Below are 26,423 nucleotides of genomic sequence, written 5' to 3'. Positions count from 1 at the left end.
ATCACGCCGGTTCCTGCAGCCATGCGCGAACAATGGCTGCGGTTTCGTTGGGGTTACGATCGGCCAGTTCGCCCACGCGATGCACGGATTGCGCGTGGACCTGACCCTGGATAGTAGCGACGTCGATCATGTTGGGGCCGCTGGCGGGAATGACGGTCTGTCCGTCTGCGCTGAGGGCGACACCGTCGGGAAGAACGAGGGCGTTGGCTGCAGGGAGCGCCGGCACGGGCTCAGAGGCGAGGACGCGGCGGACCAGCGGGCGGATGACCATGAACATCACGACCAGACCGAGGAGCATCATGACCGCGAGTTCGATGACGTGCATCACGTCATCCTTGGTGAATTGCATCATGCCGAGCAGACCGGTCGGCTCCGGCGTCGGGACGACAGTTGGGCCCTCGGCGAATTTCAGGTTGACGACCTCGACCTGATCGCCGCGCTTCTGGTCAAAGCCAATGGCCGAACGGACCAGCGCCGCGATACGATCGAGTTCTTCCTTGGGGCGTTGGGCGTAGATCTGCTCGCCCTTCTCGTTCTTGCTGTAGCTGCCGTCGACCAGTACCGCGACCGAGATGCGATTGACACGGCCCGCTTCGGTCACTTCGGTCTTCGTGACGCGGGAGATTTCGTAATTGTTGGTTTCTTCCGACTTCTTGCTTTGATCCTTCGCCGTCCCCGTATTGCCGGCCGCCTGATTGCCTGGCAGTTCGTTGTTGACGGTGACTTGGCCATCCCGCTCGCCGACTGCGGAGGACTCTTCCCGGCTCTGGCTGGAGCGCAAAACCCGGCCTTCCGGGTCGAATTTGTCAGAGGTCTGCGTGACCTTGTTGTAATCGAAGTCGGCTGTGAGCTGGACCCGGGCCCGGCCTGCGCCGACCACCGAGGAAACGATCGCTTCTACCTGGCTGCGCATCCGCTTTTCGAAGCCGGCACGGCGCTCGTCGCCGGTGGCGCCGTCCATGGTCGGGTCAGCGGCGCCGTCGGCGAGCAACTGTCCGGCTTCGTCGACGATGGAGACCCGGGCAGGCTTCAGGCCGTTGACGGCTGAGGCGACGACATGGCGGATCGCCCGGACCTGCTGTGGGTCGAGGGCGCCGCGGACGCGGACCACGATCGAGGCCGAAGGCTCAGGCGCTTCGCGGGAGAACAGGGGGCGTTCCGGCAGGACGAGGTGGACGCGGGCAAACTGTACCCGGTCGATCGCCCGGATGGTTCGCGCCAATTCGCCTTCGAGAGCACGCAAGTGGTTGATATTTTGGACAAAACTTGTCGTTCCGAGAGCGTCTGACTTGTCGAAGATTTCGTAGCCAACGCCGCCGCCCTTGGGCAGGCCGCCTTCGGCCAGCTTCATGCGGAGTCGAGTCACCTTGTCCTTCGGCACCATGATGGCGGCGCCGTCGTTCTTCAGCTCATAGGGGATAGCCTGGCGTTCCAGATCCTTGATGATCGCCGAGGAGTCCTCGACGCTCAGGTCCGTGAACAGGGTCGTCATCTGGGGCGTGGTGACCCGCATGATGACGAAGGCAAAGAAGCCGATGAGTGCGGCGGTGACCGCAACCATCGCCATGAGGCGCGCCGCGCCGAGACCTTTAAGGAAACTTAGAAGACTCTGCACGAACCAGCCCCTGAGATTCGGTCTCAGCGACCGACTGGGCAAATTTTGCCGGGGTATGGTTTCGATATGGTTAACGGCGGTTAACGGGTGGCAAAAATATGGCCAAATGACGAAAACCGGCTTCCCATAAGGGAGCCGGTTTTCATCGAATTGGAGATATTAACGATTCGTTTACTGACGATATTGCTGGATGCGGGTGGTCCGCAGTCCTGCCAGACCGTGCTGGTCGATCGAGAACTGCCAGGAGAGGAATTCGTCGACTGTCAGCGTATAGCGGCTGCAGGCTTCCTCAAGAGACAGAAGGCCACCGCGGACGGCGGCGACAACTTCGGCTTTGCGGCGGATGACCCACCGTTTGGTTCCGGGCGCGGGCAGATCCGCAATTGTTAACGGACTGCCGTCAGGCCCGATGACGTATTTGACCCTCGGGCGATGGGGTTCTGTCATGGCGTACTCACAAACTCTCAACCACTGAACTCACTTCAACAATCTACGCCCAGCGACTTAAAATTTGCCTAAGCCTACAACTCCAATGCGAATAGAACTGGATTTGGTTCGAAATATTGTCCCGAGGAGATGATGCGGCGCAGCGTCAGGTTGTCGGTGTGGTTGGCGTCGTTGGAGTCGTCGGACGCACCACACGCTTGATCTTGTCGACCGTATAGTTGCTGCCGTTGATCGAGAGCAGGGCGGGGCTCGCTGACAGATCGACGGAATCGACAACGCCTTGGACTTCCGTGGAGATGGCGACGTCGCGACCGTTGTCGTCCTTGCCCGTTGCCGTCAGCTTATAGGCCCCTTCGGGATACTGAACGCCGTCATTGCCTTTGCCGTCCCACACGAAAGTGCCGTTGCCCGACTTCAACGTATACTTGCCGGTGTAGACAACGTTACCAGCGGCGTTCGTAATGTTGACGGTGGCTGTAGAGTCCTTGTCGGCGAGCAGATTCCATGTCGCCGACGTCTTGAATTGCGCCGTGCTACCATCGACGGCGACGTTGTTGCCGACATAGATGAGCGCCTGCGTCGCTTCCGTAGCTTTGCCAAGATCGACCAGGGCTTTCAGCTGATCGTTCGACTTGAGCTGCTGTTCGACGCCCGCGAACTGCACCAGCTGCTGCGTGAACTGGTTGGTATCGAGCGGGTCGAGCGGGTTCTGGTTCTGCAACTGCGTCGTTAGTAGCGTCAGGAACGTCTGGAAATTATCCGCAATGCCGGTGGTCGTCGAGCTGGAGTTGTTGCTCGAGTTCGAGTTCTGTGTGGTACCGGAAACGACAGGGGTTGGAGTCGTTGCGTCAACTGCCATGGTTCACTCCTCAGATACTGATGTCGACGCCGCTGCTGGATCCCAGCATGCGGCCATAACCGCGGCCCGCAGCAATGGCAGGCACGGACTCGTCTTCGTGGATCACAAGGCGCTGGGCGTTGCGGCCCGAATTATCGCCACTGTTCTGTTGCTGACCTTGCGATTGATCGCGCAGGCTGAATTGTAGTCCGCTGTCGTTAGTCTTGAGGCCGGCCTGTTCGAGCGCGCGTTGCAGTTGCGGTGCATCCTGGCGCAGCATGGTCAGGGTTTCCGGCTTCTCGACGGTGAGATGCGAGGTCACATTGCCATGCTTGTCGACTTCGAGCCGGACATCGATACGGCCGAGCTCGGCAGGGTCGAGCCGGATGTCGAAGCTGCTCTTTCCTGATTTGGCGTTCTGCGCGATCTCGACGGCGACGCCGTTCAAAGGCACTGGCGCATTGGTCGCGACCGTAGCGGTCAATTGCGGGGTCGCAGCTGCAATCGGCGTCTGAGCGGTCTGCAACGGCTGCTGCTGCTGCAAGCTATTGGTGGCCGGCGCAATCACATCCGGTCCTGCAGCCTGCGCGACGTGTTCGGCGCGACGCTCATGACCAGCGCCAGTCGCGGGCTTTGCAGCTTCCGGTGCGACGGCGGTCGCGTCAGTTGCTACGCCATCTACGGGTTTGTCGCCCGGCTTGGTGTCTTTGCCGACTGTCGCCGCTGCGGCTGCGTCGACTGGCTGCGCGGACGTCGTCGTGGTCGCTTTGGTCTTGTCTTCTGATTTGACCTCAGCCGTTGATGCCGTTGTGGCATCGGCTGCGCCGGTCTTCTTCGCGCCGGCTTTGCCGCCCGCGGGTGTCGCGGATGCGATAAGTGCTGCGAAATTCTCTTCGGCTTCCGGGGGCGTCGTTGCAGGCGCGGCGTCGGCGTCAGCCGTTGCAGCTTCAGTCACGGCCGTCTGGGCTTTTAAAACGGCTGCAGCGATGGCGAGAGGCTGTGCAACGCCGGTGGTTTCGGGCGCTGTCGGAGCTACTGCAACATCGGTCGTGGCCGCTGGCACGGGGATCGCGACTGCGACGGCGGCGACTGCGACGGGCTTCTCGGTTGAGGTCGTTGCATCGACATCGGTCGTTGCGGTCTTGTCGGTATCCTTGGACGAGGCGTCCTTGGTATCGGTCTTGTCGCCCGTCTTCGCGTCGGCCTTGGAATCGGCCTTTGTGTCGCTCTGGTCACTCTTCGTCGCCTTGCGGGAGTCCTGAGCGGCATCGGCTGGCTGAGTATCACGGTCGCTCGCATTGGCGGCCGCGGTGTCGGCGCGATCATCGGACTGCCGTGTGCGGTCATTGCTCGAGGAGCGCGTGTCGTCGCGCCGTGCGGGTGCTGGCAGATCAGGCTGGGCGGCTGCGGCGCGGTCGCTATTGGCGCTGGCAACGGTGTTGCTGTCGACAAGCGAGCCGAAGCTGTCGGCGTTCGACCGCTGATCGTCGCGGGACGAATTCGATCGTGCGGTCTGAAACGAGACGGTTGAGGCGATATCCTGCGTAACGCTAACCACGGGTGGCCTTTCCAGAAGAGTTCTATCCTCCTTTCAGCAAGGACCGGGCCATGTCTCGTTTCATGAAAATATCCATATAAATCAGTATGTTGAAATTCGGAGAGAGCCCGCTTGGGGGCCGTCGCGGCATTATCTTTTCTGCCCGGCGGCAAGAATTGCCGTTCCGGGCGAGGCGCCGTGATTGATTGAGCGCAAGGTGGCCTATATTAAAGTGCCATATCCCAACCATTGTCGGACCGACCTTAAGTTCCGGGATTTGGCTCCGTTTTCCTGATCGCGACGGTTTGCAGCCAGCGCGGTCGCATCAGTGACCGAAACCATGCTCAACAGTCTCGATCTCGAAGGCCGTCCGGAGGACACCAGGGTTGTGGTCGCCATGTCCGGCGGCGTCGACTCCTCGGCGACGGCTGCGCTGTTGAAGTCGCAGGGCTACGACGTCGTCGGTATTACGCTACAACTCTACGATCACGGCGCCGCCACCCACCGCAAGGGCGCCTGCTGTGCCGGTCGTGACATCCACGATGCCCGCGACGTGGCTGAGCGGATCGGGATCCCGCATTACGTGCTGGATTACGAAAGCCGGTTCCGCGAGTCCGTCATCGACAATTTCGCCGCGAGCTATGCCTCCGGCGAAACCCCGGTGCCGTGCATCGAATGCAATCGTTCGGTCAAGTTCCGCGATCTGCTGGCGACCGCGCGCGATCTCGGTGCGCAGGCGCTGGCGACCGGTCATTATGTGGCCTCGCGCCGCCTTGCTGACGGCTCGCGTGCCATGGTCTGCGCTGCCGATGCCGATCGCGACCAGAGCTATTTCCTGTTCGCCACAACGCAGGAACAGCTCGATTATCTCCGCTTTCCGCTCGGCGACATGAGCAAGCCGCAGACCCGCGAACTGGCCCGGCAGTTCGATCTGTCGGTCGCCGACAAGCAGGACAGCCAGGACATCTGCTTCGTGCCGTCCGGCCGCTACACCGATGTGATCGAGCGTCTGAAGCCGAATGCGCTCGAACCGGGCGAGATCGTCGATATGGATGGCCATGTCATCGGCCGCCATGACGGCATTATCCATTTCACCATCGGCCAGCGCCGCGGCCTCGGTATTGCGGCCAGCGCGCCGCTCTATGTGATCAAGCTCGACGCCGTCACCCGGCGCGTGGTCGTCGGCCCGCGCGAGGCCTTGCGGATGCACCGCATTGTGCTGCGCGACGTCAACTGGATCGGTGGCGGCTCGCTGGAAAGCGCCGTGGGCAGTGGTCTCGAACTGTTCGTCAAGGTGCGCTCGACCCGTGGACCACAGCCGGCCTGGCTGCGTGCTGTGAATGGCGGCTACGAGATCGAACTGGTCGGCGGCGAAGAGGGCGTGTCGCCCGGTCAGGCCTGTGTGTTCTACGACGCGCCGGACGGTCAGGCCCGGGTGCTCGGCGGCGGCTTCATCAAGAGCGCTGCGGCGAAAAGCCCTGTCAGCACCTCCCCCCGCGATGCTAATGTCCCCGCCGTCGCAGCGATGCGTGTGTAAGAGTTCAGGGTAGGGGCATGGCTGGCGATATCGACCGCGCAGGGGTCGCGAAGGCTTACGGGCGCTGGGCGCCGATTTACGATCTCGTTTTTGGCAAGGTGTTCGATAGCGGTCGGCAATCGACGATCATCGAGGCCGATCGCATTGGCGGCCGCATCCTGGATGTCGGTGTCGGCACAGGTCTGTCGCTGGTCGATTATGCTCGCACCACGAAAATTTGCGGCGTCGATATTTCCGAGCCGATGTTGCGCAAGGCGCATGAGCGCGTCCGCACCCACAATCTCACCAATGTCGAAACGCTGGCGGTCATGGATGCGAAGAATCTCGCATTCCCCGACAATCATTTCGATGCTGTGGTGGCGCAATATGTCATCACAGCCGTACCCGATCCGGAAGCGACGCTGGATGATTTCATCCGCGTCTTGAAACCAGGCGGCGAGCTCATTCTCGTCAATCACATCGGCGCCGAAAGCGGTCCGCGCAAGATTTTCGAACTGGCCTTTGCGCCGCTGGCACGCCGGCTCGGCTGGCGACCGGAATTTCCGTGGAAGCGGCTGGTGGACTGGGCAACGGTCCACGGCGGGATCACGCTGGCCGAGCGCCGACCTATGCCGCCGATGGGGCATTTTTCGCTGATCCGCTACATTAAATCCTGACTGTTGCAGCGCGAGGCCGGAACCTCCAATGGCGCCCGCGGTTTGCTCGGGATGCAGATCAAACAGTCGCTCGTCATCGCAGGTCTTGTCATCGCCGGTTCCAGCGCCGCCTTCGCGCAGGCGCCGCCGACGCCTGCCACGCCTCCCGCACAGACCGCGCCGCCGGCGGCCGAGCGTGCAAATGCCAATTGTGCGCCGACACAAACGACCCCGCAGGGGACGATAGCTCCAAGCGGTACGACAACGGGCCAGAGCCCGGAACCGCTGGGCGATAAACTTGCGAAATCAGATGGTGTTCTTTGCCCGCCGAGCAATGTCGATCCCGCGATGCGGGCACCCGCGCCGAATTCGGATAGCAGCAATACGCCGGTGATTTCGCCACCCGGCAGTCCCGGTGGCGATCAAAGCGTTCGGCCGAAGTAAGTCTTAACGAGTTCGTCAGACGCGCGGCACGGATACAGGCCGCGCGTCACGCGTTTGCGCGGCGAGCCGGATGCCTGCATTGGCCGCACCAAATCCCTGATAGTTGCGGCGCTCGACAATCTCGAAGAAGAAGCGCTCATCAAAGCTCGGCGTGTAGATCTGGAAGAATTCGCCGTCGCCTTCGCGATCATACAGGATCTGGTTGTCGCGCAGCGCAGCCATCAGCTCGGCGTCGAGCCCGTATTTGGCTTCCACGTCATCGTAATAATTGTCGGGAATGCGCAGGAATTTAGCGCCGCGTTTGCGCATATCGGCCACCGCAGCAAAGATATCGTCGCACAAGAACGCGATGTGTTGCACGCCGGAACCGAAGAACTCCGAGATGAAGCGGTTCGACAGTGTGCGCGTTGCGGATGATCCGTTCAGGATGATACGCAGCGACTGATTGGCTGATATCAGCGCCTGGCTTTGCACGAGGCCGACTGGGTCGGGAATTTCCATCTGCGGCAGGCGCTGCAGGTCGAGAATGCCGGTGTAAAACAGAAGCCACGACAACATCTCGTCATAGGGCATCGATTGCGAGATGTGATCGACGACGGAGAGATGATCTGTACCGGCATCGCTCTTGAGCGGCTCGAAATCTACGTCCCAGTTCTTGCCGGCCGCTTCCAGGAAATAGAGAAGACTGCCACCGACGCCGTGGATCGCCGGGATTTCCAGTTCGCCCGGTCCGACCGGCTGATAGAATGTTCGCGCCTGCAATGCTTCAGCGCGCGCCATGGCCTGCTTGGTATTGCCCACGTCCAGTGCGATGGCGCACACGCCGGGGCCATGCGTCACGTAATGCGAATGCGCGAAACCGTCCGGCTCAGAATTGATCACGAGTTCGATGGTGCCCTGCGACCAGCGTTCGACGTCCTTGCTCCGATGGGCGCCGGTCTTGCGAAAGCCGAGCTGGCTGAGCAGAGTTGCGAGGTCTGTCGCCTTGGTCTCATTGACGGCAAATTCGATAAAGCCGACGCCGCGGGTGGATGTCTTTGGCTGCAGCGCGTCGGCCGGTGTCTTTGCCAGTTGATCCTGCAACAGGATCAGTGAGCGCAACCCGTCCGTGGCAGTGCGAACCGCGGAGCCTGCGCGGAACTGGTCGTTGAAAATCTCGAGGGACCACGCGCCGCTATAGCCGGTGGCTTGCACGGCTTCCATGAACTTGGCCACAGGCAGGTCGCCCTGACCGGGGAAGCAGCGGAAATGCCGGCTCCACGACAGGACATCGAGGCCCAGCTTCGGCGCGTCGGCGAGCTGCACCAGAAAGATTTTATCGGCCGGGATCGATGCAATGGCGCTGACGGGAAATGCCGGGGCCAGCGCATGGAAGCTATCGAGGATCACGCCGATGGACGGGTGATTGGCGCGGCGCACGATCTCCCAGGCATCGCGATAGTCGTTGACATGAGCGCCCCATGCGAGTGCTTCGAAACCCACGCGCATATAGTGCTTTGCGGCAAGATCGCCGAGCTCGCGAAAATCAGCGGCCGCACGGTCGATACCGCCGAGCGAGGCCGGCGAGATGTTGCTGCAGATCAGCATCAAATCTGTCTGCAATTCCTTCATCAGGTCGAACTTGCGTGCCGCGCGCGCGAAGTTGCGGCTGCGCTGTGGCTCCGGCATGCCCTCGAAGTCGCGGAAGGGCTGGAAAGCACAGATGGTCAGGCCGAGGTCGCGGCACATCTGGCCGACATCCCTGGGGCTTCCATTGAAGGACAGAAGGTCCGCTTCAAATATCTCGACCTCGTCAAAGCCGGCTGCAGCGATGGCGCGGAGTTTCTCATCCAGTGCGCCTGATAGCGAGACGGTGGCGATCGAGAGCTTGTTCATGCCGCGGTCTCCGTCATGGCACCGCCGAGGAACAACTGTCCGATACGTGGATCGTTGAGCACACGGTCAGCCTTGTCCATCAAGCGGGTCTGGCCGAGTTCGAGCACGATGCCGAAATCGGAAATCTCCAGCGCCGAGCGCGCATTCTGCTCGATCATCAGGATCGAGACACCGCGGTCACGCAGCTCTTTCAGGATATTGAAGGTCTGCAACACCATCAGCGGCGACAGCCCGATGGAAGGCTCGTCGATCAGCACCAGCTGCGGATTGAGCAGGAGGCCGCGGGCGATTTCGAGCTGCTTCTGCTCGCCGCCGGACAGCGTCGAGGCCTGCTGCTTGGCTTTGGTGCGGAGCACGGGAAATTTGTCGAGAGCGGCCTCGATACGGGCCGGCAGATCGGTGATGTCACGACCGGCAGCGACGGCACCGAGTTCGATATTGTGACGGACCGTAAGTTCCGGGAAGATGTTGCGTCCCTGCGGAACATAGCAGATGCCTGCCGTCAGCAATGCGCGCTGACTGAGACCGGTGACGTCCTTGCCTTTGAACGTGACTTTGCCTTCGCGGAGCTTCAGCAGACCGAAGATCGCCTTGAACACCGTGGACTTGCCGGCGCCGTTTGGCCCGATGACGGTGGTGATCGACCCAGCCGGCACCGAGAAGGTAGTGCCATTCAAGATCGTCATCTTGCCGTAGCCGCCGACAAGGTTCTGAACGTCCAGGATCGCATCGCTCATAGCGTTATATCCTCAATGTCCCAGATAGGCTTCGATCACGGCAGGATTGGCGCGGATTTCGTCCGGTCGCCCCACCGCAAGAACCTTGCCTTCGGCCATCACCATCACGCGTGTGCAGAGCGACATCACGAATTCCATGTTGTGCTCGATGACAACGAAAGTGGCGCGCTTCTCCCGGTTGATCGCCGCGAGGCGGTCCTTGAGATCCGCGAGCATGGTCAGGTTGACGCCGCCGGCAGGCTCGTCGAGCAGCACGAGGCGCGGTCCGCCCATGAAGGCCATCGCTGCGTCGAGCAGTTTCTGCTGGCCATAAGATAGGCCGCCCGCGGGCTCATCGGCGAGATGGTCGAGCTTGAAGAAGCCGATCATCTGGTTGGCGGCCTCCGTCAGACCGGCATCGGATGGGCCGAGCAGGCGTGACAGCATGTTACCCTGGTGTTCCTGACCGGCGAGGATCAGATTTTCGCGCACCGACAGCTTCGGGAATACCTGCAGCAATTGAAACGTGCGGCTGACACCGAGGCCGTTCAACTCCGACGGCCGCATGCCGGTGACCACCTTGCCATCGACCTTCACTTCGCCGGCGCTTGGTGTGAGCTGGCCGAGGATGCAATTGAACAGCGTGGATTTGCCGCAGCCGTTGGGGCCGATCAGGCCGAGGATTTCGCCTTCCTGCACATCGAACGAGACGCCGTTCACGGCGGTGATGCCGCCGAAGCTCTTGCGGATGTTGCTGACTTCGAGAACTGCGGTCATGGCGCCGTTTCCAGTTTCGCTTTGGCGACGGCACGCAATGCGGACGCTGCCTTGGTGCGGCGTTCGGAGATGTAACGATCGAGAATGCCGAGAATGCCGGTGGGTGAGTAGATTAGCAGCAGGATCACCGCGATGGCATAGAGCATCAGATAGTAGCCCTGCGTGAAGCGCAGCCATTCCGGCAGCAGCACGGCGATCATCGCGCCGAGGAAGGGCCCGAAGAAGAAACCGGAGCCGCCGACGATCACCATCATCAAGAGATCGAGGGACAGCGACAGGTGGAACGGCACGGGATCGACATATTGGGTCAGCGGCGCATAGAGCGTGCCGGCAACGCCGCCGAGTGCGGAGCCGATCGCAAAGGCCATCAGCGTATAGCGCCGTGTGTCGATGCCGAGCGAGAGCGCGCGAACGGGATTTTCGCGCAGCGCAATGAAAGCGCGGCCCCAGGGCGAACGGATCAGCCACCAGACGGCCAGTGAGACGAGCCCGAGCGACCCCAGACAGACATAATAAAATGGCAACGGTCGTCGCGTTGGATAGCCGAAGATTTCCGGGCGAGGGATGTTGCTGATGCCGTAGATACCCTTGGTCAGCCAATCCTCGTTGCGGAAGACAAGGAAGGCCAGCGTCGAAAAGGCGAGGGTGACGAAAGCCAGATAGTGGTGCTGTACGCGCAGCGCGGGATAGCCGAGGATCCAGCCGATGGCGAAACACAGCACGATGGCGACGCCGAGTGCCGCGATCAGCGGCATACCGCTGGTGGTCATGATTGCAGCAGTATAAGCGCCGATGCCGACAAAGGCGCCTTGCGCCAGCGAGACCTGTCCTGCATAGCCCAGCGTGAGATTGAGCCCCATGGCGGCGATGGTCATCACAGCCCACTGGCTCAGGATGAACAGACCGTAGCGGTTGAAATTCATCGGAACGATGATCAGCGCGGCAATGACAACGATGCCTAAGCCGATCTTGAGGTACTTCGCCGCGGTCATACGGTGCGCTCCTCAGGCCGGCCAAGCATGCCTTGCGGGCGAAACAGAATGATCGCGATCAGCAGGATCAATGGCACGGCGGCGCGATATTGGGTGGAGACATAGGCGGCTGACAGATTGTCGACGACGCCGATCAGCAGGCCGCCGGCAATGGCGCCGCGGACCTGATTGAAACCGCCCACAATGGCGGCGATGAACGCTGCCTGGCCGAGCACTTCGCCGTTGGAGAATTTAGCGAGATAGATCGGTGTGATGAGGAGCGAGGCCAGCGCGACCAGAAACGCGTTAATCAGGAAGGTCAGCAGGATCATGCGTTCAACGGGCACGCCGATGATGCGCGCGACGGTCGGGTTCTGCGCGGCGGCCTGCATCTGGTGACCGATCGAGGTGCGGTTCAGCAACATCGTCAGGCCGAGCACAGCGAGAATCGCCAGCACCAGCACGCCAATGCTCTGCAGGGCGACGACGCGGCCGAAAATCGTGACGTCACCGCCCGGGATGATCGATGGAAATGGTGAGGCTTCGGCGCTCCAGAATTGCTTGGCGGCTTCCTTGATGCCGATGGCCAGGGCCATGGTCGCGATCGCCAGCGGCAGCACGCCATGGCGCAGCATCGGATCGACCAGCAGCATCTTGAAGCCGAGGCCCAGCAGCAGCAGCGACAGCGCGATGCCAATCAGGATCGCCAGCCAAAATGGCGCGCCAGCATGCATCACCGCCAGCATCAGGAAGGCCGGTAGCATGACGAATTCGCCTTGCGCGAAATTGATGGTCTGCGAGGTCTGCCACAGCAGCGTGAAGCCGACGGCGACGATGGCGTAGATCGCTCCGGTGGCAAGGCCTGCGATCAAGAGGTCGAGGAGATTGGACATGGTGTGTCTCCCACGCGTGGCGTGGATGGGAATGATCTATCGGTCGTCATTGCGAGGAGCGAAGCGACGAAGCAATCCAGCCTTCGCTCCTGGCATCTGGATTGCTTCGCCCAAACGAAACTGGCGTTGCCAATTTCGTCAGGGCTCGCAATGACGGCTGATGGTTCGTCAGTTGTTCAGCTTTGGCAGCACCTGCTTGACGACCTGCTTGCCCTCGACGATCTCGACCAGGAAACCCTGGCGATCGATATCGCCATTGGCGTCGAAGGTTGCGTCCATCAGGATGCCTGGCTCCTTGGCAGCGGTGATGGTGAAGCCGTGCAGGGCGTCGGCGAAGCCCTTGGAATCGACCTTGCCCATCTTCTCGGTGGTGGCCTTGATCATATGGATCGCGAGCCAGCCCTTGAGGCCATTATGGTCCGGGACGTAGTTATACTTCTTCACGAACTTGTCACGGAACGCTTTGATCAGTTCGACTGGCGCGTCGGTAGTGAGACCGACATGGCCACGGGCGCCATTAGCTGCGTCGCCAGCGAGTTCGACGACCTTCTGTCCGACCAGCGTGGTTTCGCCGACCAGCGGCACGGTGATGCCCTGGCGCTTCAGTTCCTTGAGTATGCGCGCGCTCTCTTCTTCGTTGACATAGACGAACACCGCGTCTGGCGCCGCTGCCTTGATCTTGCTGACGTCGGCCGCGAAGTCAGCCTGGCCGGCTTCGGTGGAGAGATCGGCCGCGACCTTGATATTGTACTTGGCGAATTCCTTGCTGATGGAATCGCGCCCGCCCTTGCCGAAGTCGTTATTGACCCAGACGATGGCGACCGACTTCGCTTTCAGTTCATCATTGATGTATTTGGCGACCTTCGGCATCGACGATTGCTGGCCGAACGAGGTGCGGAACAGAAACTTGTTGCCGGCCTGGGTCAGTTCGGCGGCTTCGCCGCCCATGATCTGCGCGATGCCGGCTTCGGCGGCGAGCGGCGCGGTGACCTTCACCGAACCGGAATAGCCGGGCCCGAGCAGCACATAAGGCTCGGCGTCCAGTGCCTTCTGAACCTGCGCGCGGGCAACACCCGGGTTGGACTGCGAGTCTGCGTGGGTCACTTCCAGCTTGCGGCCGAGTACACCGCCCTTGGAGTTGATCTCCTCGATCGCGAGATCGATGCCGTTCTTCCAATTGGTGCCGACGGTGGCGCCGCCGCCGGACAATTCGGCGACATTGGCGAGTTTAATAGGGGCTCCGGACTGCGCGATGGCAGCACCGGTCAATACAGTCGCGAGCAGGGCGCTCGCCAAAAACACTGGCTTCATGGAATCCTCCTGTTGCTAATTGTTGTGGTTATCTATGCGGCCTTATGAGCGGCCGCTTCATTCAGGCTGCGTTTGGTGTCGGGTACCTTTTGACCATGACGGCGTCGAAAGCAATTCCCATTTCAGTTGGTGAAGGCGCGAATCTTGTAAACAACTCAAAGGCATCGGCGGCCTGGTAGATCGCCAGATCGCGCCCTGTCATGACCGGCGCGCCCTTGGCCTTTGCCGCGTTGAGCAGCGGCGTCCACAGTGGGGAGTACACAGCATCCGCAACCCACGCTTCCGCGTGCAGCAGCGCATCGGGCACCGGCGTGCCGCGGTTGGGTAACATGCCGATGGGTGTACCGTTGACGATGCCGACTGCACTGCGAACAGCGTCATCGACGCTTTCCGCCACGCGGATGCTTTGCCTGTTCTGGAGCAGGGAGACGAGATGCCGGGCCTTGGCCGTGTCAGTATCGAAAATCCGGATCTCCGAAACGCCGAGATCGGCCAATGCAAAGGCGATGGCCTTGCCGACGCCGCCGGTGCCGATGACCGCGACCGGGCCGTGATTGGAATTGGCGACCAGTTGTCTGGCTGCGCGGGCAAAGCCCGTGGTGTCGGTGTTGTGCCCAGTGAGCCTGCCGTCGCGCACTACGACAGTGTTGACGGCGCCGATGGCCTTGGCCCCGGGCGATAGATCATCCAGTAGGTCGACCACCGTTTCCTTATAGGGAAAAGTCACATTGATACCGGCAAAGCCGAGGCGACGGACGCCGTCGAGAATAATGCGTAATTCGCTACGGTCGGCACCGGCGATTTCGATCAGCTGATAGTGACAGCGCGCGCCCATGGCCTCGGCGGCCCGCTCATGCATCGCCGGCGACGCCGAATGGGCGATCGGCGCACCAAGCAAGCCGGTGAGGAAGCGTTGGCCCGTCGCCGGGATATGGGGCGTCGCAGAGGTCATGGATCGAAGGTCACTGTCAGTCGGTCATCGGAAAACTGGAAAGAAAGATAGCGCGGCGGCGATCTAACACAATTACCCTGTTATACAACAAACATAACATGATGTTATTTTTTACGGACGCGCGCGGCCGGCTTTGCAGCGGCAATTTTGTGAGAGCCGACTGCGCGCATCTCGGTGCGCAGGCAGTCGATGAAATGCTCGATATGCAGCGACAGCGGCGCGCCGCGTTTCACGGCGACATAGGTATCGAACCGGGTGGGTTCGACGATGCGGATCACCTCGACGCCGGGATAGCCGCCATGGGCCACCGTGAACTGGTCGATGACCGCGATGCCCAACCCTGCCTTCACCAGGGCACAGACCGTGGTGCCAAATCTCGCCCGGATGGTGATGTCGTACTTGAGTTTATTGCGGGCGAAAATCTCCGCCATGATCCGACCGTAGGGATCATTGGGGTCGATGCCGATGAGGGGATACCGGATGATCTCCTTGGCCGACACCTGCTTGCGACCTGCGAGTTCGTGTCCCTCCGGTACGATGCAGAACAATTCGCCGGATGCCAGCGGCATGAAGTCGAGCCCGGGATGTTCGAGCCGATAGCTCATGGCGACGCAGTCGCCGCGACCGAGGAGCAGATAGTCGATCGCCTCCTCAAGCTTGAGAATGTTGATGTCGATCCGCAGGCCGGGATAACGACGCCGCACCTGCTCGATGGCGCGTGGCACCATCACCTGCGAGATACTGGGAACCGATCCGATGCGCAATTCCGACAGTGTTCCGTGGCCGATTTTGGAGATGATCTCGGTGAGGTCGTCGACTTTCTTGTAGACACCGTTGATCTGCTCGAAAATATTCTGCGCTTCAGGCGTCGGGAAGTAGCGTCCGTTCTGGCGCTGGAAGAAGCGGATGCCGAGCGACTTCTCGGTGTATTTGACCAGCCGACTGATGCCGGGCGCAGACACATTCAGGAGTTTGGCAGCGCCGCCAATGGTGCCCGTCACCATGACGGCGCGGATCACTTCAACCTGGCGTAACGTCATCATGCGCAAAAACTCTCGTTATGCTGAATGGCGCGGATGGTGCGCCAGAATGCGTGCTCTTCTGCCCTGGATGGATATGGTGCCGACCGCGTCCTGCGAACCGGGTAGCATCTTCCCCAGAGATTATCAGAACACATCTGAATTGATTCAATTTTTACCGACAGTTCGCAATCGAATTAACGCAAGTTGTAGGAGTGGATTGTAGAAGGGGCACATTGGTCTATTTTCAGGTCAGCCCACATTCGTCGTTTCCGCCGCTGAGGTCCTATGCGCGTCGCTGTCGTCCACGATTGGCTCTACACGCTGGGCGGTGCCGAGCAGGTGCTGCGCGAGATATTGCAGTGCTATCCGGAAGCGGATGTGTTCACGCTGTTCGATGTGCTGACGCCGGAAGATCGCGCCAAGATTGGCTTCAAGAAGGCGCGTACCAGCTTCCTGCAGAAGATGCCGTTCATCCGCAAACGTCATCGGTCATATTTGCCACTCATGCCGATCGCGATCGAGCAGTTCGATCTGTCGGGCTACGACCTGGTTATTTCCAGCAGTTATGCGGTGGCCAAGGGCGTGATCACCGGCCCGAACCAGCTTCACGTGTCCTATGTGCATTCGCCGATGCGTTATGCGTGGGATCTGCAGCACGCTTACCTGAATGAAAGCGGCTACACCGCTGGCATCAAGAGCGCGTTGGCGCGGGCGCTGCTGCACCGGATCCGGATCTGGGACGTACGCACGGCCCATGGGCCGGACGCCATGCTGGCGAATTCTAATTTCGTCGCCAAGCGGATCAAGAAGGTCTATGGCCGCGACGCCAAGGTCATCTACCCGCCGGTGACCATGTCGAAGCTGCCGCCTGATCTGCCTACCGGAGACCACTTCCTCGCGGCAAGTCGTCTGGTGCCCTACAAGAAAATCGAGGCGGTGATTCAGGCCTTTGCTGAATTGCCGGATCAGAAGTTGATCGTTGCAGGCGACGGGCCGGATGCGGAGCGGCTGAAGGCGATCGCCGGCCCGAACGTGACGTTTGTCGGCTTCGTCAGTGATGAGAAGTTGCGCGAATTGATGGCGACGGCGCGTGCCTTCGTCTTTGCCGCCGAAGAAGACTTCGGGATCATCGTGGTCGAAGCTGAGTCCGAGGGCGCCCCGGTCCTAGCGTTCGGCCGCGGCGGTGCGCGCGAGACGGTCTCGGCCTCTCCCGAATTGCGCACCGGCATGTTTTTCGATTCCAACGAGCCGAAAGCGATTGCGGAATGCGTCCGTGCCTTCGTGGCCAATGAGAGTTCGTTCTCGCGTGCCGACTGCCGGATGCAAGCCGAGAAATTCTCGGCTGAGCGTTTCCGCAACGAACTGATGTCGTTCGTGAACGATCACATGCGGACATTCAGCGGTGAGCGGCGGCGTAACCGCGATGGCAGCTCGCCGGATCCGGCGGGCTTCAAGCGGCGCTGGAGCGATGCCAAGGATTCCGCCAGAAGCGAATAGGCGTCTGCCGTTACGATGGCGTCCGCGACGCGGGGGCTTTGTAATCCGGAAACCGCGACAACATGGCGGTTTTCAGGAACTTGAAATGCGAGATGCTGACAGCAAGGTCGCGCAACCGGCGCTGGCCGTTTGAAATTTCGGTCTCGAACAGGTCCAGGTGATCGCTGTCAAGCTTCTCCCGGGTCAGATACTCATCGTCCCCGTTGCCGAAGGTCACCGCCGCGCGCGCCAGCACATCGTCGACGCGCCGGGTGAGGCCGGCCTGCTCGGCTTCGGCATTGCTGAGCGCGCTATCGAGGGCCGAAAGGACGAAATCCAGCCGCTCGCGATCGGTCTCGGCGTCGCGCTCGGCGGAGCGAGCCCTGAACTCACGCTCGCCGACAAGGCTGCGAAGATAGTTCTGGGCACGGGCCCGCAGGAACATCTGGAACATGCCGTATCCGGTCCAAGCGCGCGCGGCGGCATGCCGCGCAATGGCGCAGCTTGGCCGATTATGGTGATCAATCGGTTAAGAAATCGGATGCGTGATCGGGCGGCCTTTGTTCTCGGCGTGCTGCTCCTGGCGATGGCGACCGGCGCAGGTTCGGCCAGCCAGAATGCCATCGGCATCGCCGTCGCGGGCGGCATGGTCACCGCGACGGCGCTCGGCATCTTCTTCGTGCGGTTCTTTACGGGCTGGTGCGGCGCCTGTTTCCGGGTCGCAAGAAGGACGAAAAGGGCCGGGCGCATGAGCATGCAGTCGGCATCGCCCGCGGAGTAGTCCCGTCATGTCGGACATTTCGTCCGACTTATAGCGGTCGTCAGGGAATTCCGGCTATCCTCCCGAAAAATATGAGGGATGGAAACAGATGCCGCTGCCTTCGGGTGACCGCCGCGTGATCGACGACTCCAGCGGCAAAGCAAGTGCCGCGCGTTTTGCGGAAACAATCCGGCCGCGACTGTCGGTGCCTTTGGTCGCAGCACCGATGTTTCGCGTGTCAGGCCCGGAACTCGTCATTGCCGCATGCAAGGCCCGTGTGATCGGTTCGTTTCCAACAGCCAACTGCCGAACGGACGACGAACTCGATAGCTGGATAGCGCGCATTCTCGGCGCCCTCGGGCCGGACGACGCGCCGTTCTGTCCGAATCTCATCATTCGCCGCGAGAGCTTGCAGGATGATCTGGCGACGGTGATCCGGCATGGTTGCGAGATGGTGATCACCAGCGTCGGACCGCCGGATGCGGTCGTCGCTCCGCTGCATGAGGCAGGCTGCATGGTGTTTGCCGATGTCGCCTCGATCCGTCATGCCAAGAAGGCCATTGCAGCGGGAGTCGATGGTCTCGTCTTGCTGACCGCTGGTGCCGGCGGGCAAACGGGGTGGGTCAACGGCTTTTCCTTCGTCCGCGCGGTTCGCTCCTTCTATGAAGGGCCGATCGTGCTGGCCGGCGGCGTGTCGGACGGGCAGGCGGTGTTTGCCGCCGAGGTGCTGGGCTGTGATCTCAGCTATATGGGCACCAAGTTTATTGCCACCGAGGAGAGCATGGCGGTGGACGAGTACAAGCAGATGCTCGTCACGTCCGAGCTCGACGATGTCCTGCTGTCACGGGCCTTCACCGGGCTGGAAACCAATACGCTGGTTCCCTCGATTGTCGCGGCGGGCCTTGATCCGAAAGATCTGCCGACTGACATGACCAAAGAACGCGCCGATGCGCTCTATGGCCGGCAAGCGACGTCCGGGGTCAAGCGATGGCGCGATGTCTGGAGCGCAGGTCACTCTGTCTCAGGTGTTGCTACAATCGAGCCCGTAGCGACGCTGGTCGCCCGCACGCGCGATGAATATGAGACTGCGCGCTCAACGACACGGCGTTCGCCTCCGGGGGCGGCGCGCTAGGAGTGAAGTATGCGCGCCCGGCGCAAGGTTTCGGACGGCAATTCCGCAAAGTGGCGCTTGTAGTCGAGCGAGAACTGGCTGAAGTGCCAGAAGCCCCATTTCACCGCGATGTCGTACACGCCGATCTGTTCATCGGTGCATTGCTTCAGTTCCCGGCGCACGCGATTGAGCCTGACGGCGCGGAGATAGTGGATAGGATTGCTGCCGAGCACGTCCTGGAAACAGTAGTTCAGCTTGCGACGGCTGGCGCCGACGCCCTTGCAGACGTCGAGGATCGACATCGGCTCGTCCGGTCGGGCCAGCAGGCGCAGGCGCGTTCGACCAGACGCTTGCGTGCATTGCCGCCGCGCAGGTCGTCGCAAGGCTGCAACGTTGGCAACAGATCAATGATCTCCGACAGCAAATTGTCTTCGAGGTGCTGGCGGGCCGCGATGTCGCCCAGAATCTGCGGTGTCTGCGCGACGATCTGGTGCACATAGATCAGTAACTGCCGGACGCGGTCGATGGCACCGGCGTCGGTCTTCAATTCTCTGAGCTGATGCCAGAGACCGTCAGGCAGTTCGATCTGCAAGGCCGCCAGCGTTTTTTCCATGAGCGCGGCGTCCATCACCACACCGCGCAGTTCGAATTCCGGCGGCGTACACATGTCGACTTCTGCATCGAAGCACGCAATCACATTGCCCGGCGACATGCAGGCGCCGTTGAAATTGATGTCGGTCTGGGTGTTCCACGGTAGCGCGATGCCGAAACTGTCGGAGCCGAGCAGTCCGTATTGGCGCACTTTCTGGCTTGTGGTTTCCCTAAACACCTGAAGTCCGGGGAGCCGTACCTCGGTGAAAGTGCCGCGAAAAGCGCCGCTGCTGATCTGATCGTAGTCCAGCCGCCAGCGGCCGAGATTGGCGCAATGCGTATCGACGTCATCGCTCGCGGCGTCGAATAGCCAGGAATCCGCAGCTATTCCGGCGCTTCCACCGGCAGAGACATCAGGAGACAACAACATGCCGGATTCACTCTTGGCCGATCAATCAGGGTGCAGATGTCGATCTAAGCAAAGCCTATGCCAGTCCCGCCGGAAAGGCATGTGCTGATTTTCGGAAGAATTGCCGATTCTTGATAACGGCCGAACCGACCCCCGCCGATGATCCCGCATCCGAGCAGCCCGCAACGGCCGCTCGCCATCATGCTGCGGTGCCATGCGAGGTCGAGATGAAGCCAAGTGACATCATGAAGGGTGCGCCTCCTTCGGCCGAAGCGCTGGTAACCCGCTTCAACTGGCGGAATTATCCGTACAGCCGGTGGAGCTTTCGTAATACGCGGCAGGTCCTGCCGACGGCGGATATCCGACGCTCCTCAACGCCGAGCGTCTTGACGTCGTTGGTTCGCGATCTCACCACGGTGGCCTTTGTTGCCGACGGAAAGCAGACGACGGTCGCCGAAACGCTGGCGCAGACCTACGCCGACGGATTGCTGGTGATGCAGCACGGCAAGATCGTCAGCGAATGGTACGGCGATGGCATGACCCCGCATACGCCTCATCTGGTGTGCTCGGTCAGCAAGTCGATTTGCGGCACGCTGGGAGGTGTGCTGGTCGAGTGCGGTTTGCTCGATCCCGATAAGCCGGTCACCCACTACGTTCCGGAAGTCGCGACGTCGGTCTATGGCAGCTGCACCGTCCGCAACCTGCTCGACATGACCGTTGCGATCAAGTTCGACGAGGACTACGACGACCCCGAAGGTGATGTTGTCAAATATCGTCTCTGCAACGGCTGGGACGTGCTGCCGAACGGCACCGCGCAGGGTGACCAGCGCAGCTTCCTTGCGACGCTGCGGCCCAATGGTGGACCGCATGGCAAGGTGTTCCACTACGTGTCGACCAATACCGACGTGCTGGGCTGGGTCTATGAGAAGGCCTGTGGCAAGCCCTATGCGCAGATCCTATCCGATTGCATCTGGGCGCCGATGGGCGCCGAGGACGACGCCTATATCACGCTAGACACGCATGGCGCCTCGCGCTCTGCGGGCGGCATCTGCGCGACGGTGCGCGATCTCGCCCGCTTCGGCGAGATGATCCGTAATCGCGGTCTCGCCAATGGCACGCAGGTGGTGCCCGGTAGCTGGATCGACGACATCCATCTCAACGGGGATACCAAGGCTTGGGCCAATGGGGACCTCGCTTTCGTCTTCCCAAGCGGTCGCTATCGCGCCTGCTGGTACACCATCGATCCCGCGCGTCTCGATCTGGCCGCCGTCGGCATCCATGGCCAGTGGATCTACATCGACCCCACCACTGATACGGTGATCGTCAAGGTCGCGGCACAGCCGAAACCGATGGATATCGCCATCGACCATCGCTGGCTTGCGGCGTTCCGCGCCATCGGGGAAGCGCTGTCCAAATCTTCCGTCTGACGTTTCGCATCACTCTCATTGCCTGGAGACCGCCATGTTCAATGATTTCAGCCGTCGTTCGCTGCTCAAGGCCGGGGCTGCCGGTCTCGCCGCCGGCATGATGCCACGCATCGCGCGCGCGCAATCGAGCAAGATCATCCGCGCCGTGATGCATGCGCCGCTGCGCGCCACCGATCCCCTGATCAACACTGCATGGACCGGCCGCAACCACGGTCTGAACATCTACGACACGCTGTTCTCCACTGATTCGAAATTCCAGGTCCGGCCGCAGATGGTCGAGGCCTATGAGGTCTCCGCCGACAAGCTGACCTATACGTTCAGGCTGCGCTCCGGGCTCAAGTTTCATGACGGCGCTCCGGTGACGTCGGCGGACGTGATCCCTTCGCTGCAGCGCTGGGCCAAGCGCGACACCATGGGCGCGCGGATGATGACGTTTGTCGCCGAGTTGAAGCCCGTCGATGAACGCACCTTCCAGATGGTGCTGAAATCCCCCTATGGCCAGGTCCTGCAGACGCTCGCCAAGCCGTCCAGCATCATGCCCTTCATCATGCCGGCCCGCCTTGCCGCGCAGGCGCCGGACCAGCCAGTGACAGAATTCGTCGGCTCCGGTCCGTTCAAATTCGTCACGTCGGAGTTTCGTCCGGGCAACCGCGCCGTCTACGAGCGTAACGCGGATTACGTCTCGCGTGACGAGCCGTCCGACGGCCTCGCTGGCGGCAAGATCGTCAAGATCGACCGTTATGAGTGGATCAGCATGCCGGACTTCCAGACGGCAGCCAATGCGCTGATCAACAAGGAGATCGATTTCCTCGAAGCCGCGCCGCACGACATCCTGCCGTCGTTGATTGCCGCAAAGGACATTACCGTCGCCGACTACAATCCACTCGGCTTCATGTCGGTGGTGCGCATGAACTGGCAGACCGAGCCGTTCAACAAGCAGGAAATCCGGCAGGCCGTGATGTATGCGAGCGACCAGGCCGACTGGCTTGATGCGCAGGTTGGCAATCCCGAATATTATCAGGCTTCCGCTGCAATGTTCGGCGTCACTACGCCGCTGGCGAGCGAGGTTGGCTGGAACACCAAGCCGGATATTGCACGCGCCAAGGACCTCCTGAAGAAGGGCGGCTACAAGGGGGAGAAGGTCGTGATGCTGCAGGGCACGGACTCGCCGTTGCTGTCCGGCTCCAGCACCGTCACCGCGCAGAAGCTCCGTGCCATCGGCATGAATGTCGAGGTGCAGACCATGGACTGGGGCTCGGTCCTGGCGCGCCGCGTCAAGCAGGATTCAACCGCCAATGGCGGCTGGTCGATGACCCATTGGGTCACCACCACGACTGAACTGATGAACCCGCTGGCCAGCACGGTGCTTGATACCCGCGGGAAGAATGGCGGCTTCTTCGGCTGGCCGGAGGACACCGAGATCGAGGGTCTGCGCAACACCTTCGCGCTGGAGCCATCTGCCGATGCGCAGAAGGCCGTCGCCGAGGCGATACAGAAGCGCGCCTATGATGTGATGACGCATATACCGGGCGGCCAGTTCCGTCAGCCGGTGTCACACAGCAAAGCGCTGAAGAACATCGTCCACGCGCCTGCACCGCTGTTCTGGAACGTCGAGAAGACGGCATAACGTCATGACGGTCGCCGGCGTCCTCCTGAAGCGGTCCGTATCGGTCGTCCCCGTGTTAGCGGTGGTCGCGCTGATTGCGTTCCTGCTTTTGCGCTTCTCGTCCGGCGATCCCGTGGCGCAGCTTGCCGGCGACAACGCCGACCCGGCGGCGATCGCAGCGATCCGCGCGCGGCTCGGCCTCGATCAGCCATTGCCGGTGCAGTTCCTGCACTGGCTATGGCGACTGCTGCAGGGCGATCTGGGGACGTCGATTGTCTCCAGCCAGCCGGTCTCGACGCTGATTGCGCAGCGCGTCGGGCCGACGCTGGCAGTCTCGATCACCACGATCGTCTTCTCGGTGCTTGTCGGGGTGCCGATCGGCGTGCTCGCGGCTTGGCGCCGCGGCGGCTGGCTCGACCGCTTCGCCATGTGGACCTCGGTCACCGGTTTCGCTGTGCCGACCTTCGCGATTGGCTATTTCTGGATCTATCTGCTGTCGATGCAGCTCGGCCTATTTCCGGTGCAGGGCTATGCGCCGCTGTCCGAAGGCATTGGCCGGTTTCTCTGGCATCTGACGCTGCCGACGCTGACGCTGAGTCTCGTCTATGTTGCGCTGATCGCGCGCGTGGCACGTACCAGCCTGCTCGAAGTCCTGAACGAGGATTTCGTCCGTACCGCGCGCGCCAAGGGCCTGCCGGAACGCATCGTCGTGTTCAAACATGCGCTGCGCAACGCGGCTGTGCCGATCGTGTCTATCGTCGGCATCGGTGTCGCGCTGCTGATCGGCGGCGTCGTTGTCACCGAGAGCGTGTTCAATCTGCCCGGCCTCGGTCGTCTCACTGTCGACTCGGTTCTGGCGCGTGACTATCCGGTGATCCAGGGCATCATCATGGTGTTCGGCGGCGCCTACGTGGCGATCAATCTCCTGGTCGATATCAGTTATTCGTTCTTCGACCCGAGGATCAGCGCACAATGACCGCCACGACCGTCATCGCGCCCGCATCTTCGTCCGTCGATGTGTGGAGCTTCGCCCGCAAGCTGCTGCGCAACCGAACCATCCTGTTCGGCTTCGGCGTTCTCGTCCTGCTTGCACTGGTCGCGATCTTTGCCAGCGTCTTGTGGACTGTGGATCCGGCTGCGCTCAAGCCGCGCCTGCGGTTGCGTCCGCCGAGCGCGGTGAACTGGCTCGGTACCGACAATCTCGGCCGCGATATCTGGAGCCGGCTGATCTATGGGAGCCGTGTGTCGCTGATCGTCGGCGCAGTGGTGGCTATCATTGCCGTGATTGCCGGCAGCGCGCTCGGCCTGACCGCCGGCATGGTGCGCTGGATCGACAATGTGCTGATGCGCATGATGGACGGCATGATGGCGATTCCCGCGATCCTGCTGGCGATCGCGCTGATCGGCGGGCTCGGCGCCAATCTCGTCACTATCTGCATCGCCATCGCTGTTCCCGAAATTCCCCGCGTTGCCCGGATGGTGCGCAGCGTGGTGCTCACGGTGCGCGAGGAGGCCTATGTCGAGGCTGCGGTCAGCATGGGCACACGGTTGCCGGTGCTGGTGATCAGACACATCGTCCCAAACATCCTCGCCCCCCTGATCGTGCAGGCGACCTACATCGCCTCGTCGGCGATTCTGATCGAGGCCTCGCTGTCCTTCCTCGGCATCGGGCTGCCCGACGAGATTCCGAGCTGGGGCAACATGATGGCCGATGCGCGGCTGTATTTTCAGATCAGGCCCGGCCTGATGCTGTTCCCCGGTATCTGCATTGCGCTCACCGTGCTCGGCATCAATCGGCTCGGCGACGGCCTGCGTGATATGCTCGATCCCCGTCTGGCGCGTTCGGTGGGAGGCGTCAAATGAGCGAGGCCGTCCTGGAAGTCGCGGGTCTCACTGTCGGGCTGACGCATGATGCCGAGGCACGCCGTATCGTCCGAGATATCAATGTCACCGTGCCGCTCGGGCAGATCGTCTGCGTCGTCGGTGAATCCGGCTCCGGCAAGTCAGTTACGGCTTTCAGTGTGATGGGCCTGCTCCCTGAAGGGCTGAAGCCTGTCACCGGCTCGATCAAGCTGCTCGGCGAAGAGCTGATCGGGGCTACGGACGACCGGATGCGCGAACTACGCGGCAGCCTCATCGGCATGATCTTTCAGGAGCCGATGACGGCGCTCAATCCGGTGATGACTGTGCGTGAGCAGCTTGCGGAGCTGATCGAATGGCATTCCGAAAAGCGGCATCCCAAGGCCGAGGTCGACAAGCGCGTTCTCGCGGCGCTGGAAGATATGCTGCTGCCGAATGCCGCGCAGATGATGCAGGCCTATCCGCATCAGCTCTCCGGCGGCCAACGCCAGCGCGTCATGATCGCGATGGCCATGCTCCTAGAGCCGATCCTGTTGATCGCGGATGAGCCGACCACGGCGCTTGACGTCACGACGCAGAAGCAGATTCTGGTGCTGATCAAGGATCTGGTGAAGCGCAAGAATATCGGCGTGCTGTTCATCACGCACGACTTTGGCGTCGTTGCCGATATCGCCGATCAGGTCGTGGTGATGCAGAAGGGCGTCGTTGTCGAAAGCGGGAGCGCCGATGCGGTCCTGAAGAATCCCGCGCAACCTTACACGCGCCTGCTGATCGATTCCGTGCCCAAGGGCATTCGCAAGTCCGCCGAGATGCGTGAACCCTCGCCGGCGGTGCTGGAAGTGAAGGCGCTGAAGATGACCTATGGTCATCGCGGCTTCTTCGGCCGGGGCCGAGTGACGCAGGCGGTCAAGGAAGCGGCATTCACTTTGGGCCGCGGTGAAATTCTCGGCGTGGTCGGCGAGTCTGGTTCCGGCAAGTCGACATTGGCGCGTTGCGTGTCGCGGTTGATGAAGCCGACATCAGGCCAGATCAGTCTGCTCGGCACCGATATCGCCCGTGCCTCGAACGAGACGCTGCGTCCGCATCGCCGCTACATTCAGGTCGTATTCCAGGATCCGTATCGCTCGCTCAATCCGCGCCTGTCGATCGGGCAGTCCCTGATCGAAGGCGTCGTCAATTTCGGTGCGACGCCCGAAGCGGCGCGTGCCAAGGTGGCGACGTTGCTGGAACTCGTCGGCATGGACACCCAGATCCTCGATCGCTTTCCGCACGAATTCTCCGGCGGTCAGCGCCAGCGCATCTGCATTGCGCGCGCACTGGCCTCGGAGCCGCAAATCCTGATCGCAGATGAGGCGGTCTCTGCGCTCGACGTCACCGTGCAGGCGCAGGTGTTGAAACTGTTCGCCGATCTGCGCAGCCGGCTTGGTCTCGCGATGCTGTTCATCACCCATGATCTCCGCGTTGCCGGTGAGCTGTGCGATCGCATCATGGTGATGAAGTCCGGCGAGATAGTCGAAAGCGGCCCGACCGCCGAGATCTTCGACAATCCGCAGCATCCCTACACACAGGCCTTGTTTTCAGCGGCTCCCGGTCGCGAGCGCCTTCGATGAAAG

The 26,423-nt window shown here is 61.5% G+C and carries 25 protein-coding genes and 1 pseudogene; 11 read left to right on the top strand and 15 right to left on the bottom strand.

The genetic code is table 11. The features are described from left to right. Position 1 precedes the first annotated feature (1 nt). From fliF to AB8A33_RS21955, 4 genes are all read right to left on the bottom strand, one after another. Positions 2-1,615: a flagellar basal-body MS-ring/collar protein FliF gene (gene fliF / locus AB8A33_RS21970; RefSeq protein ID WP_439094705.1), complete on the bottom strand. Its 1,614-nt coding sequence runs from the start codon at positions 1,613-1,615 to the stop codon at positions 2-4. Positions 1,616-1,786: 171 nt separating this feature from the next. After that, complete coding sequence (gene sciP, locus AB8A33_RS21965) at positions 1,787-2,062, bottom strand: CtrA inhibitor SciP (protein ID WP_002714638.1); 276 nt, start codon at positions 2,060-2,062, stop codon at positions 1,787-1,789. Positions 2,063-2,207: 145 nt separating this feature from the next. Further along, complete coding sequence (locus AB8A33_RS21960; RefSeq protein WP_439094704.1) at positions 2,208-2,921, bottom strand: flagellar hook assembly protein FlgD; 714 nt, start codon at positions 2,919-2,921, stop codon at positions 2,208-2,210. A 10-nt stretch (positions 2,922-2,931) separates the two neighbouring features. Continuing rightward, a complete protein-coding gene (locus AB8A33_RS21955) occupies positions 2,932-4,458 on the bottom strand; it encodes a flagellar hook-length control protein FliK (RefSeq protein ID WP_439094703.1) in 1,527 nt (508 codons plus the stop codon). A 319-nt stretch (positions 4,459-4,777) separates the two neighbouring features. On the opposite strand from AB8A33_RS21955, the gene mnmA reads away from it, so the two are divergent. Genes mnmA through AB8A33_RS21940 form a run of 3 tightly spaced genes read left to right on the top strand, consistent with a single transcriptional unit; the run spans position 4,778 to position 7,053 of the window. Continuing rightward, positions 4,778-5,974, top strand: coding sequence for a tRNA 2-thiouridine(34) synthase MnmA (gene mnmA, locus AB8A33_RS21950; RefSeq protein WP_439094702.1), 1,197 nt, complete (start codon positions 4,778-4,780; stop codon positions 5,972-5,974). A gap of 17 nt (positions 5,975-5,991) precedes the next feature. Then, entirely contained in the window at positions 5,992-6,630 is a 639-nt protein-coding gene (locus AB8A33_RS21945) for a class I SAM-dependent methyltransferase (protein ID WP_089262053.1), read from the top strand. Between the two features lie 51 nt (positions 6,631-6,681). Further along, positions 6,682-7,053 carry a hypothetical protein gene (locus AB8A33_RS21940; protein WP_439094701.1) on the top strand — a complete coding sequence of 124 codons (372 nt, stop codon included), beginning with the start codon at positions 6,682-6,684 and terminating at the stop codon, positions 7,051-7,053. Positions 7,054-7,068: 15 nt separating this feature from the next. On the opposite strand, the gene AB8A33_RS21935 is transcribed toward AB8A33_RS21940, so the two are convergent. The 8 genes from AB8A33_RS21935 to AB8A33_RS21900 all read right to left on the bottom strand — a co-directional run bounded on the left by AB8A33_RS21935 (position 7,069) and on the right by AB8A33_RS21900 (position 15,591). Continuing rightward, positions 7,069-8,928 (bottom strand): bifunctional sugar phosphate isomerase/epimerase/4-hydroxyphenylpyruvate dioxygenase family protein, encoded by a 1,860-nt coding sequence (locus AB8A33_RS21935; RefSeq protein WP_439094700.1) that lies wholly within the window; start codon positions 8,926-8,928, stop codon positions 7,069-7,071. Beyond that, positions 8,925-9,665, bottom strand: coding sequence for an ABC transporter ATP-binding protein (locus AB8A33_RS21930; protein ID WP_439094699.1), 741 nt, complete (start codon positions 9,663-9,665; stop codon positions 8,925-8,927). Before AB8A33_RS21930 ends, AB8A33_RS21935 begins: the two co-directional genes overlap by 4 nt. A gap of 12 nt (positions 9,666-9,677) precedes the next feature. After that, positions 9,678-10,421: an ABC transporter ATP-binding protein gene (locus tag AB8A33_RS21925; protein ID WP_089262045.1), complete on the bottom strand. Its 744-nt coding sequence runs from the start codon at positions 10,419-10,421 to the stop codon at positions 9,678-9,680. Next, a complete protein-coding gene (locus AB8A33_RS21920; protein WP_439094698.1) occupies positions 10,418-11,413 on the bottom strand; it encodes a branched-chain amino acid ABC transporter permease in 996 nt (331 codons plus the stop codon). Before AB8A33_RS21920 ends, AB8A33_RS21925 begins: the two co-directional genes overlap by 4 nt. Beyond that, positions 11,410-12,285: a branched-chain amino acid ABC transporter permease gene (locus tag AB8A33_RS21915; RefSeq protein WP_439094697.1), complete on the bottom strand. Its 876-nt coding sequence runs from the start codon at positions 12,283-12,285 to the stop codon at positions 11,410-11,412. Before AB8A33_RS21915 ends, AB8A33_RS21920 begins: the two co-directional genes overlap by 4 nt. 168 nt (positions 12,286-12,453) lie before the next feature. Continuing rightward, positions 12,454-13,596 carry an ABC transporter substrate-binding protein gene (locus AB8A33_RS21910; protein WP_439094696.1) on the bottom strand — a complete coding sequence of 381 codons (1,143 nt, stop codon included), beginning with the start codon at positions 13,594-13,596 and terminating at the stop codon, positions 12,454-12,456. 61 nt (positions 13,597-13,657) lie between these two features. Then, the gene (locus AB8A33_RS21905; RefSeq protein ID WP_439094695.1) at positions 13,658-14,548 is read right to left on the bottom strand and encodes a shikimate dehydrogenase; all 891 of its coding nucleotides are present in this window, start codon (positions 14,546-14,548) and stop codon (positions 13,658-13,660) included. A gap of 104 nt (positions 14,549-14,652) precedes the next feature. Then, positions 14,653-15,591, bottom strand: a complete 939-nt coding sequence (locus AB8A33_RS21900; RefSeq protein WP_439086373.1) for a LysR family transcriptional regulator — start codon at positions 15,589-15,591, stop codon at positions 14,653-14,655. Positions 15,592-15,855: 264 nt separating this feature from the next. On the opposite strand from AB8A33_RS21900, the gene AB8A33_RS21895 reads away from it, so the two are divergent. After that, positions 15,856-17,067: a glycosyltransferase gene (locus AB8A33_RS21895; RefSeq protein ID WP_439094694.1), complete on the top strand. Its 1,212-nt coding sequence runs from the start codon at positions 15,856-15,858 to the stop codon at positions 17,065-17,067. A 10-nt stretch (positions 17,068-17,077) separates the two neighbouring features. Here the strand turns inward: AB8A33_RS21895 and AB8A33_RS21890 are convergent, their stop codons facing one another. Continuing rightward, positions 17,078-17,500: a hypothetical protein gene (locus AB8A33_RS21890; RefSeq protein ID WP_439094693.1), complete on the bottom strand. Its 423-nt coding sequence runs from the start codon at positions 17,498-17,500 to the stop codon at positions 17,078-17,080. A gap of 72 nt (positions 17,501-17,572) precedes the next feature. On the opposite strand from AB8A33_RS21890, the pseudogene AB8A33_RS21885 reads away from it, so the two are divergent. Together AB8A33_RS21885 and AB8A33_RS21880 are read left to right on the top strand one after the other, a co-directional pair. Continuing rightward, positions 17,573-17,781, top strand: a pseudogene (locus AB8A33_RS21885) (efflux RND transporter permease subunit); the annotation flags it as partial. A 134-nt stretch (positions 17,782-17,915) separates the two neighbouring features. Then, positions 17,916-18,938 (top strand): NAD(P)H-dependent flavin oxidoreductase, encoded by a 1,023-nt coding sequence (locus AB8A33_RS21880; RefSeq protein ID WP_439094692.1) that lies wholly within the window; start codon positions 17,916-17,918, stop codon positions 18,936-18,938. Here the strand turns inward: AB8A33_RS21880 and AB8A33_RS21875 are convergent. Next, on the bottom strand, positions 18,935-19,219 hold the full coding sequence (locus AB8A33_RS21875; RefSeq protein ID WP_439094691.1) for a helix-turn-helix domain-containing protein: 285 nt from the start codon (positions 19,217-19,219) through the stop codon (positions 18,935-18,937). The genes AB8A33_RS21880 and AB8A33_RS21875 overlap by 4 nt on opposite strands. Next, positions 19,168-19,938 (bottom strand): hypothetical protein, encoded by a 771-nt coding sequence (locus AB8A33_RS21870; protein ID WP_439094690.1) that lies wholly within the window; start codon positions 19,936-19,938, stop codon positions 19,168-19,170. The genes AB8A33_RS21875 and AB8A33_RS21870 overlap by 52 nt, the downstream gene beginning before the upstream one ends. 206 nt (positions 19,939-20,144) lie before the next feature. On the opposite strand from AB8A33_RS21870, the gene AB8A33_RS21865 reads away from it, so the two are divergent. The 5 genes from AB8A33_RS21865 to AB8A33_RS21845 are packed head-to-tail and all read left to right on the top strand — an operon-like array spanning position 20,145 to position 26,420. Further along, positions 20,145-21,344, top strand: coding sequence for a serine hydrolase domain-containing protein (locus AB8A33_RS21865; protein WP_439094689.1), 1,200 nt, complete (start codon positions 20,145-20,147; stop codon positions 21,342-21,344). Positions 21,345-21,378: 34 nt separating this feature from the next. Beyond that, positions 21,379-22,971, top strand: a complete 1,593-nt coding sequence (locus AB8A33_RS21860; protein ID WP_439094688.1) for an ABC transporter substrate-binding protein — start codon at positions 21,379-21,381, stop codon at positions 22,969-22,971. Between the two features lie 4 nt (positions 22,972-22,975). After that, positions 22,976-23,926, top strand: coding sequence for an ABC transporter permease (locus AB8A33_RS21855; protein WP_439094687.1), 951 nt, complete (start codon positions 22,976-22,978; stop codon positions 23,924-23,926). Continuing rightward, a complete protein-coding gene (locus AB8A33_RS21850; protein WP_439094686.1) occupies positions 23,923-24,813 on the top strand; it encodes an ABC transporter permease in 891 nt (296 codons plus the stop codon). Before AB8A33_RS21855 ends, AB8A33_RS21850 begins: the two co-directional genes overlap by 4 nt. Further along, positions 24,810-26,420 carry a dipeptide ABC transporter ATP-binding protein gene (locus tag AB8A33_RS21845; RefSeq protein WP_439094685.1) on the top strand — a complete coding sequence of 537 codons (1,611 nt, stop codon included), beginning with the start codon at positions 24,810-24,812 and terminating at the stop codon, positions 26,418-26,420. Before AB8A33_RS21850 ends, AB8A33_RS21845 begins: the two co-directional genes overlap by 4 nt. The last annotated feature ends 3 nt before the right edge of the window (positions 26,421-26,423 follow it).

This window comes from Tardiphaga sp. 813_E8_N1_3, from assembly GCF_051811025.1.
Lineage (GTDB): Bacteria > Pseudomonadota > Alphaproteobacteria > Rhizobiales > Xanthobacteraceae > Tardiphaga.
Note: the sequence above shows the minus strand (reverse complement) of the source record. Positions and strands in the feature narration are given on the sequence as shown.

What these genes read in the sequence shown, in the direction of transcription:
- sciP (WP_002714638.1), bottom strand. Translation starts at nt 2,062, where the DNA reads ATGACAGAACCCCATCGCCCGAGGGTCAAATACGTCATCGGGCCTGAC.
- AB8A33_RS21960 (WP_439094704.1), bottom strand. Translation starts at nt 2,921, where the DNA reads ATGGCAGTTGACGCAACGACTCCAACCCCTGTCGTTTCCGGTACCACA.
- mnmA (WP_439094702.1), top strand. Translation starts at nt 4,778, where the DNA reads ATGCTCAACAGTCTCGATCTCGAAGGCCGTCCGGAGGACACCAGGGTT.
- AB8A33_RS21945 (WP_089262053.1), top strand. Translation starts at nt 5,992, where the DNA reads ATGGCTGGCGATATCGACCGCGCAGGGGTCGCGAAGGCTTACGGGCGC.
- AB8A33_RS21940 (WP_439094701.1), top strand. Translation starts at nt 6,682, where the DNA reads ATGCAGATCAAACAGTCGCTCGTCATCGCAGGTCTTGTCATCGCCGGT.
- AB8A33_RS21935 (WP_439094700.1), bottom strand. Translation starts at nt 8,928, where the DNA reads ATGAACAAGCTCTCGATCGCCACCGTCTCGCTATCAGGCGCACTGGAT.
- AB8A33_RS21930 (WP_439094699.1), bottom strand. Translation starts at nt 9,665, where the DNA reads ATGAGCGATGCGATCCTGGACGTTCAGAACCTTGTCGGCGGCTACGGC.
- AB8A33_RS21925 (WP_089262045.1), bottom strand. Translation starts at nt 10,421, where the DNA reads ATGACCGCAGTTCTCGAAGTCAGCAACATCCGCAAGAGCTTCGGCGGC.
- AB8A33_RS21920 (WP_439094698.1), bottom strand. Translation starts at nt 11,413, where the DNA reads ATGACCGCGGCGAAGTACCTCAAGATCGGCTTAGGCATCGTTGTCATT.
- AB8A33_RS21915 (WP_439094697.1), bottom strand. Translation starts at nt 12,285, where the DNA reads ATGTCCAATCTCCTCGACCTCTTGATCGCAGGCCTTGCCACCGGAGCG.
- AB8A33_RS21910 (WP_439094696.1), bottom strand. Translation starts at nt 13,596, where the DNA reads ATGAAGCCAGTGTTTTTGGCGAGCGCCCTGCTCGCGACTGTATTGACC.
- AB8A33_RS21905 (WP_439094695.1), bottom strand. Translation starts at nt 14,548, where the DNA reads ATGACCTCTGCGACGCCCCATATCCCGGCGACGGGCCAACGCTTCCTC.
- AB8A33_RS21900 (WP_439086373.1), bottom strand. Translation starts at nt 15,591, where the DNA reads ATGATGACGTTACGCCAGGTTGAAGTGATCCGCGCCGTCATGGTGACG.
- AB8A33_RS21895 (WP_439094694.1), top strand. Translation starts at nt 15,856, where the DNA reads ATGCGCGTCGCTGTCGTCCACGATTGGCTCTACACGCTGGGCGGTGCC.
- AB8A33_RS21890 (WP_439094693.1), bottom strand. Translation starts at nt 17,500, where the DNA reads ATGTTCCAGATGTTCCTGCGGGCCCGTGCCCAGAACTATCTTCGCAGC.
- AB8A33_RS21880 (WP_439094692.1), top strand. Translation starts at nt 17,916, where the DNA reads ATGCCGCTGCCTTCGGGTGACCGCCGCGTGATCGACGACTCCAGCGGC.
- AB8A33_RS21875 (WP_439094691.1), bottom strand. Translation starts at nt 19,219, where the DNA reads ATGTCGATCCTCGACGTCTGCAAGGGCGTCGGCGCCAGCCGTCGCAAG.
- AB8A33_RS21870 (WP_439094690.1), bottom strand. Translation starts at nt 19,938, where the DNA reads ATGTTGTTGTCTCCTGATGTCTCTGCCGGTGGAAGCGCCGGAATAGCT.
- AB8A33_RS21865 (WP_439094689.1), top strand. Translation starts at nt 20,145, where the DNA reads ATGAAGCCAAGTGACATCATGAAGGGTGCGCCTCCTTCGGCCGAAGCG.
- AB8A33_RS21860 (WP_439094688.1), top strand. Translation starts at nt 21,379, where the DNA reads ATGTTCAATGATTTCAGCCGTCGTTCGCTGCTCAAGGCCGGGGCTGCC.
- AB8A33_RS21855 (WP_439094687.1), top strand. Translation starts at nt 22,976, where the DNA reads ATGACGGTCGCCGGCGTCCTCCTGAAGCGGTCCGTATCGGTCGTCCCC.
- AB8A33_RS21850 (WP_439094686.1), top strand. Translation starts at nt 23,923, where the DNA reads ATGACCGCCACGACCGTCATCGCGCCCGCATCTTCGTCCGTCGATGTG.
- AB8A33_RS21845 (WP_439094685.1), top strand. Translation starts at nt 24,810, where the DNA reads ATGAGCGAGGCCGTCCTGGAAGTCGCGGGTCTCACTGTCGGGCTGACG.